The organism is Candidatus Albibeggiatoa sp. nov. BB20 (genome assembly GCA_016744725.1).
Classification (GTDB): domain Bacteria; phylum Pseudomonadota; class Gammaproteobacteria; order Beggiatoales; family Beggiatoaceae; genus Albibeggiatoa.
Genome location: JADGDW010000242.1, coordinates 1 through 4,682, shown reverse-complemented (window position 1 = coordinate 4,682; position 4,682 = coordinate 1). Strand labels below are relative to the sequence as shown.

Below are 4,682 nucleotides of genomic sequence, written 5' to 3'. Positions count from 1 at the left end.
ACAACATTCTGCGCCATTTGCTCTAATGTTTCCAGAGAATATAAGCTCATAAAAATAGGCACATTAAATACAGTCATACAGGCGTAAACCGCTTCAGCTGTGGTTAAAACATCATCAACCTTGAATTCGCCTGTACGATTGCCTTCTGATAAAATTTCAGATATTAAAGATTGAATAATTTTAACTTTTTGAAAAACTAATTCCTGACGCTGAGTCACAATAATTTCAACAACTTCATTGATTTTTGCGTGATTATGAGTCTCATCATGTAATTGTCTAAGTTGTTCAATAAAAAAATGTTCAAGCCTTTCTGATGCTGTGATATTAGGCATTCTTAATACTTCTCGCAAGCACTGCATATTATCATTCATACACCGCTCAGTGCAGGCAGCTGCAATATCTTCTTTATTGTCAAAATAGCGGTATAAATTCGCCGTTGACATGTTCATATCTTGCGCAATTTCGCTCATCGCAGTTTTGCGATAGCCATAATAACGAAAACGCTGTTCTGCACAGTTTAAAATACGTAATTTAGTTTCTTCAATATTATTTGACATACGAATAGCATACCTCACAAAAAATGAACATTCAATAAAATATTCACTATTCAGTTATTTTTAATATATTTAGAGGATTGAGATGAGCAGTTTTTAGAGGGAAATAATATAGGCAGGAATCAATATCACATTATGTGATATTGCTTACTCAATATCTTTTGCACTGAATTATTTTTGTGTAAATTCTAGCCACATTAGTATTAGGCAGATTTAAGTACCCTCAAACTGTAATTCTACCATTTATAGTCGATTTTTCCTTCTCAAATATTGGATATAAATAGGCTACTTTAATTGATATAATATTGGGAGAATGCTCTAAATCAGCTCAAAAACACCAATAAAAAACTTATCTCAATCTATAAATAATATTTTTTTATAATACCTCAATTTTATGTTTTAGCTCTATTTTTCACTTCTCACCTACAAGCTAACTCACTATTAATAGGATGACCGCCAGCCAATTTTCAGCTAGAATGTGCAGGTTAAATTGTTGTTTAAGACTATGACTTAGACAAATTCTATCGTACAATAAAGGATAGTTATTAGAACTATAAAGAGGCTTTAGTAATGCTCATTGATTATGTACCAATTCTGCTTTTTATCTTGATAGGGCTGGCGGCTGGCGTAGGCTTCGCTGCAATTGGCTTCCTATTGGGCAAACGTGAGGCGTATGCAGAAAAAGACTCTCCTTATGAATGTGGATTTGAGGCGTTTGAAGATGCACGGATGAAATTCGATGTGCGTTATTACTTGGTCGCTATTCTCTTTATTATCTTTGATTTAGAAATTGCGTTCTTATTTCCATGGGCAGTTGTATTCGATGACGTCGGTGTATTTGGCTTTGTCGCTATGATGATTTTCCTTGCAGTTTTAGTGGTAGGCTTTATTTATGAATGGAAAAAGGGAGCTTTAGAATGGGAATAGAAGGCGTTTTCTCAGAAGGCATCGTCACCACTAGCGCGGATTGGTTAATTAACTGGGCGCGAACAGGTTCAATGTGGCCTGTGACGTTTGGCTTAGCGTGCTGTGCGGTAGAAATGATGCACGCAGGTGCTTCGCGTTATGACTTAGACCGCTTTGGTATTGTTTTCCGTCCTAGCCCTCGCCAGTCCGATGTGATGATTGTGGCGGGCACATTGGTGAATAAAATGGCCCCTGCATTACGCAAAGTCTATGACCAAATGCCTAACCCACGTTATGTAATTTCAATGGGTTCATGTGCTAACGGCGGTGGTTATTATCACTATTCCTATGCTGTAGTACGTGGTTGTGACCGTGTTGTCCCTGTTGATATTTACGTCCCCGGCTGTCCACCGACTGCTGAAGCATTGCTGTATGGCATTTTGCAACTACACGCTAAAATTAAACGTAGTACGATTGCAAAAGCAAGCTAACCACCCTCCGTTCATTGATAATTGTTAATTGGTAATTGTTATGGCTGATGCTCGGCAAACCTTATTAGAAACATTGCAGCAAGAATTTGGCGATAGCTTGTTATCTGCTCAAATCGCCCTGAAAGAAGTAACGATAGAAATCCCCGCAGTCCAAGTTGCGCGTATCTGTACCTTGTTACGTGATAAATTTGGCTTTGAACAACTGATTGACCTTTGTGGTATTGATTATTCCACTTATGGACAAGCTGACTGGCAAACTGAAAATGCAAGCAGCACAGGTTTTAGTCGCGGTGTAAGTGAATCTATTCATCAAAAAGATGTTGAAGAAAAGCCCCGCTTTGCCGTGGTTTATCACTTATTATCTATTCAGCATAATCGACGCATTCGTATTCGCGCATTTACTGAGGGGGAATTACCTAAAGTTCCTTCAGTGGTGAATATTTGGAGTTCTGCTGACTGGTACGAACGTGAAGCGTTTGATTTATACGGTATTGTATTTGAAGGTCATCCCGATTTACGTCGTATCTTAACCGACTATGGCTTTATTGGTCATCCATTCCGTAAAGATTTTCCTCTCAGCGGTCATGTTGAAATGCGTTATGACCCAGAAAAAGGTCGTGTGGTTTATGAACCTGTCACGTTAGAGCCTCGTGTGCTAGTACCGCGTGTGATTCGTCAGGATAATCGTTATACCGAAGAAGAAGCCACGGCGCAGTAAAGGATTGATAACATGCCAGAAATTCGTAATTATACTTTAAACTTTGGTCCTCAACATCCCGCAGCACATGGCGTTTTGCGTTTGGTGTTAGAGATGGATGGCGAAGTGGTCGAACGTGCTGACCCGCATGTTGGCTTATTGCACCGTGGTACAGAGAAATTAGCGGAAACTAAACCGTTTAATCAAAATGTGCCTTATATGGATCGCTTAGACTATGTATCTATGATGTGTAATGAGCATGGCTATGTATTAGCGGTCGAAAAATTATTGGGGATTGAAGCCCCTGAGCGTGCGCAATACATTCGTACCATGTTCGATGAAATCACCCGTATTTTGAATCATTTGCTTTGGATTGGCTCGCATGGTTTAGACGTGGGCGCGATGTCTATGTTCTTGTACGCTTTCCGTGAGCGTGAAATTTTAATGGATTGCTATGAAGTGGTTTCAGGCGCACGTTTACATGCAGCATATTATCGCCCTGGTGGTGTCTACCGTGATTTACCTGACACCATGCCAGAATACAAAGCATCACAATGGCATAGTCAAAAAGAAGTGGATCGTTTAAATGAAAATCGTCAAGGTTCTTTGTTAGATTACATTGAAGATTTTACTAAAATTTTTCCTCAGCGGGTTGATGAATATGAAACCTTATTAACTGAAAATCGTATTTGGCGACAACGTACAGTAGGCATTGGTGTGGTTTCACGTGAACGTGCATTACAGTTAGGTTTTACAGGACCTATGTTGCGTGGTTCAGGTGTTGAATGGGATTTACGTAAAAAACAACCGTATGCGGCGTATGATAAAGTTGAGTTTGACATTCCAGTCGGCACAAATGGCGATTGTTATGATCGTTATCTGGTTCGGATTGAGGAAATGCGTCAATCAAATCATATTATTAAACAATGTGTGGATTGGTTGCGTAAGCCTGAAAACCAAGGGCCTGTAATGATTGAAGATAACAAAGTGTCTCCACCTAGTCGTCAAGCGATGAAGGAAGACATGGAAGCGTTGATTCATCATTTCAAATTCTTTACTGAAGGTTATTGTCCGCCAGAAGGTGAGGCATATGCTGCGATTGAGCATCCAAAAGGTGAATTTGGGATTTACTTAGTCTCTGATGGGGCAAATAAACCCTATCGGATGAAGATTCGCGCACCGGGCTTTGCTCACATGTCAGCTATGAATGAAATGGGCAAAGGGCACATGTTGGCTGACGTGGTCGCTATCATTGGTACAATGGATATTGTATTTGGTGAAATTGATAGATAGTTTTTAAGCGTATAAAACTTGTTTTGCGAGAGTGAAATGAGTTTTGTGCTAGTGAATTAAATTTTTGTTTTGATACTTCAGATAAATCATGCTCAATCATAAGCAGCTAGAACTTGGTGAACAGTTATTCACTGATTTACATAAATATTTTTCTGAAATTAAATTAATAGATATTTCTGAAAGCTTGATTAATTCTAAAAATATCTGGGTTAATATCAAAATTTCCAGTGATAATGATAGATGGATTGAATTGCATGAGACAGCAAGCGATTTATCAATGGATATTCTGCTAGATTATGGTTATCACATTACGATTAATCCTATTGAAGAGCGTTTAGCAGCTTAGAACTAATGAAAAGAGGTACAGCATCATGATAGCTAATTACAGTTTAAAGCCAAGTGAGCTAACCTCTGATTTTATTGAACATTTAAAACAAATGTACTGTGATAGTACCATCAATATTACTGTTATTGATACAGAGCAAACACAGGATGAAACTGCGTTTTTTTTGAGTAATCCAGCAAACCGAACTCACTTATTAAATGCTTTAGAAAATGTAAAAAATGGTAATACAGTAACGGTTGACCCATCGGTATTTGATGATGAAGATACAGTTTAACCCCATTGCCTTTGATGATTACAGCGCGTGGGCTACCATTGATAAATTGATAAGAAGATATATAAAAAATTAACTAACTTGATAAAAGCAACTTTACGAGACCCATTTAGTGGTATTGGAA

Annotated in this window: 7 protein-coding genes; 6 read left to right on the top strand and 1 reads right to left on the bottom strand. The window is 38.3% G+C overall.

The window, feature by feature from the left end:
* On the bottom strand, positions 1 to 557 hold a 557-nt coding region (locus tag ABXH34_RS17905), incomplete at its 3' end, for a TetR/AcrR family transcriptional regulator (protein WP_353573250.1).
* Positions 558 to 1,124: 567 nt separating this feature from the next.
* Here ABXH34_RS17905 and ABXH34_RS17900 point away from each other — a divergent pair.
* The 6 genes from ABXH34_RS17900 (at position 1,125) to ABXH34_RS17875 (ending at position 4,561) form a co-directional block, all read left to right on the top strand.
* The gene (locus tag ABXH34_RS17900) at positions 1,125 to 1,481 is read left to right on the top strand and encodes an NADH-quinone oxidoreductase subunit A (RefSeq protein ID WP_353573249.1); all 357 of its coding nucleotides are present in this window, start codon (positions 1,125 to 1,127) and stop codon (positions 1,479 to 1,481) included.
* Entirely contained in the window at positions 1,472 to 1,951 is a 480-nt protein-coding gene (locus ABXH34_RS17895) for a NuoB/complex I 20 kDa subunit family protein (protein WP_353573248.1), read from the top strand. The genes ABXH34_RS17900 and ABXH34_RS17895 overlap by 10 nt, the downstream gene beginning before the upstream one ends.
* A gap of 40 nt (positions 1,952 to 1,991) precedes the next feature.
* A complete protein-coding gene (locus ABXH34_RS17890) occupies positions 1,992 to 2,669 on the top strand; it encodes an NADH-quinone oxidoreductase subunit C (RefSeq protein WP_353573247.1) in 678 nt (225 codons plus the stop codon).
* 12 nt (positions 2,670 to 2,681) lie between these two features.
* Positions 2,682 to 3,941 carry an NADH-quinone oxidoreductase subunit D gene (locus tag ABXH34_RS17885; protein WP_353573246.1) on the top strand — a complete coding sequence of 420 codons (1,260 nt, stop codon included), beginning with the start codon at positions 2,682 to 2,684 and terminating at the stop codon, positions 3,939 to 3,941.
* A gap of 88 nt (positions 3,942 to 4,029) precedes the next feature.
* Positions 4,030 to 4,287, top strand: a complete 258-nt coding sequence (locus ABXH34_RS17880) for a hypothetical protein (protein ID WP_353573245.1) — start codon at positions 4,030 to 4,032, stop codon at positions 4,285 to 4,287.
* A 25-nt stretch (positions 4,288 to 4,312) separates the two neighbouring features.
* On the top strand, positions 4,313 to 4,561 hold the full coding sequence (locus ABXH34_RS17875) for a type II toxin-antitoxin system Phd/YefM family antitoxin (protein ID WP_353573244.1): 249 nt from the start codon (positions 4,313 to 4,315) through the stop codon (positions 4,559 to 4,561).
* The last annotated feature ends 121 nt before the right edge of the window (positions 4,562 to 4,682 follow it).

Coding starts and splice junctions, on each gene's coding strand:
- ABXH34_RS17890 (WP_353573247.1), top strand. CDS start 1,992: ATGGCTGATGCTCGGCAAACCTTATTAGAAACATTGCAGCAAGAATTT.
- ABXH34_RS17900 (WP_353573249.1), top strand. CDS start 1,125: ATGCTCATTGATTATGTACCAATTCTGCTTTTTATCTTGATAGGGCTG.
- ABXH34_RS17895 (WP_353573248.1), top strand. CDS start 1,472: ATGGGAATAGAAGGCGTTTTCTCAGAAGGCATCGTCACCACTAGCGCG.
- ABXH34_RS17880 (WP_353573245.1), top strand. CDS start 4,030: ATGCTCAATCATAAGCAGCTAGAACTTGGTGAACAGTTATTCACTGAT.
- ABXH34_RS17885 (WP_353573246.1), top strand. CDS start 2,682: ATGCCAGAAATTCGTAATTATACTTTAAACTTTGGTCCTCAACATCCC.
- ABXH34_RS17875 (WP_353573244.1), top strand. CDS start 4,313: ATGATAGCTAATTACAGTTTAAAGCCAAGTGAGCTAACCTCTGATTTT.